General features: G+C 74.0%; 2 protein-coding genes. Both read right to left on the reverse strand.

The features are described 5' to 3' along the window. Nucleotides 1-119 precede the first annotated feature (119 nt). Nucleotides 120-1400 carry a glucarate dehydratase family protein gene (locus tag G3I42_RS08145; protein WP_164283793.1) on the reverse strand — a complete coding sequence of 427 codons (1281 nt, stop codon included), beginning with the start codon at nucleotides 1398-1400 and terminating at the stop codon, nucleotides 120-122. Further along, nucleotides 1397-2102 (reverse strand): dihydrodipicolinate synthase family protein (locus tag G3I42_RS08150; protein ID WP_164283795.1); only part of this gene is annotated, 706 nt, incomplete at its 5' end. The genes G3I42_RS08145 and G3I42_RS08150, both read right to left, overlap by 4 nt.

The raw sequence follows: 2102 nt of genomic DNA on the forward strand, positions 1-2102 counted from the left end.
TGCGGCGGGGGCGTCCGCCGGGCGAGCGGACGCCGTGCGGTTGCCCGCGGCGGGAGCGCCCGCCGGGCGCACGCCCGAAGGCTCGGCACCTGGCCCCCGGCGACCGTTCGTCCCCGGCCTCACCACTTCGCCCGTCCCACCGTGAAGTCCGGTACGAACTGCCGCATGTACGTCGTGTCGTCGCGTTCGGCGATGCCGCAGCGTGTGTAGTTCTCGTGCAGGCGCGCGAGAGCGTCGCGGTCGAGGGCGACGCCGAGTCCGGGCGTCGTGGGCACGGTGACCTTCCCCCCGTGGAAGGTCAGCGGGTGCTCCACGACGTCCGTGCCGTCCTGCCACGGCGTGTGCGTGTCGAGCGCGTGGTCCAGGACGGGGACCGCGCCCGCGAGGTGGACCATCGCGGCGAGCGAGATGCCGAGGTGGCTGTTGGAGTGCATCGAGATGCCGACGCCGAACGTGCGGCAGATCGCGGCGAGTTCGAGCGAACGGCGCAGCCCGCCCCAGTAGTGGTGGTCGGCGAGGACGACCTGCACGGCGTTCTTGGTGAAGGCCGGGGCGATGTGCTCGAAGGCCACGACGCACATGTTCGTCGCGAGCGGCATGCCGGCGCCGCGCGCGACCTCCGCCATGCCATCGATGCCGGGCGCCGGGTCCTCCAGGTATTCGAGGAGCCCGCGCGTCTCCTCCGCGACCTTGAGCGAAGTCTCCACGGTCCAGGCGGCGTTGGGGTCGATCCGCAGTTCGTGCGTGGGGAAGGCGGCGCGCAGCGCGTGCACGGCGGCGACCTCCTCCTCCGGGGCGCGGGTGCCGCCCTTGAGCTTGATCGACTCGAAGCCGTAGCGCGCGGTCATCGCCCGCGCCTGCCGCACGATGCCGTCCGCGTCGAGCGCCTCGCCGAAGGAGTCGGGCGCCGCCCCGGGATGGCCCGCCCACTTGTAGAAGAGGTAGGCGGAGAAGGGAACTTCGTCGCGGAAGCGTCCGCCGAGCACGTCGGAGACCGGGCGGCCGAGCGCCTTGCCCTGCACGTCGAGACAGGCCACCTCGAACGGGGAGTAGACCTGGAGCAGCGTCTTCTCGCGGGTGGCGGGGCCGATCAGGCCGTGCTTGTCGCCGGGGGCGGCGGCCCCGTCGAGCGCGGCGGCGGTGCGGCGGTAGGCGTCCGCTAGGTCGAAGACGTCAAGTCCGGCGAGTTCGACGGCGGTTCGGCGAACGAGGGCGAGGTGCGCCGCGTCGCCGTACGTCTCGCCGAGCCCGTACAGGCCCTCGTCGGTGCGTATCTCGACGATCGTGCGCAATGCCCAGGGCTGGTGCACGCCCGAGGCGTTGAGGAGGGGCGGGTCGGGGAAGGCGACCGGCGTGACGACGACCTCGGTGACGCGCGGGCCGCGCGCGGTGGCGCTCACGCGGCGACTCCCCGCGCCTCGATGCCCGCGAGGGCGGCCCGCCCGCGCGCGATGATGTCCTTGAGTTCGGCGACGTGCTCCTCGGAGGCGTCGAGCAACGGCGGACGTACGGGGCCGACATCGAGGCCGGCGAGCCGCGCGCCGGCCTTGGGGAGGGCCACCGCGTACCCGGGTGCCTTGTCGCGCAGGCGGACGAGCGGCACGTAGAACTCGGCGAGGAGCGTGCGCACGGCGGCGACGTCCCCGCGCGTGCTCGCGCGGTGGAAGGCGACGGCGATGTCCGGGGCGAAGCACAGGACGGCCGAGGAGTACCCGGTGACACCCATCGCCCGGTAGGCCGGGACCGAAACCTCCGCCGTGGGAAGCCCGTTGACGAACACGAAGCTCTCCGCGCGCGGGTGCCCCGAGGTCCGTACGGTCGCGATGATCCGCTGCGTCGCGTCCACGTCGCCGCGGCCTTCCTTGATCCCGGCGACGGTCGGAAGGTCGAGCAGCGCGAGCGCGGACGGCGGGTCGAGCACGGCGTTGGCGCGCTGGTAGACGACGAGCGGCAGGGCGGTCGCCCCGGCCACGTACCGCACGTGCGCGACGAGACCCGCGGGCGTGGAGTCGACGAGGTACGGGGGCATGAGGAGGAGCCCGTCGGCCCCGGCATCGGCGGCGCCGCGCGCGAAGGCGGCGGCGAGGCGCGGGCCGCCGCCG

This window comes from Streptomyces sp. SID11385 (assembly GCF_010548245.1).
In the GTDB taxonomy this organism is placed as follows: Bacteria; Actinomycetota; Actinomycetes; order Streptomycetales; family Streptomycetaceae; genus Streptomyces.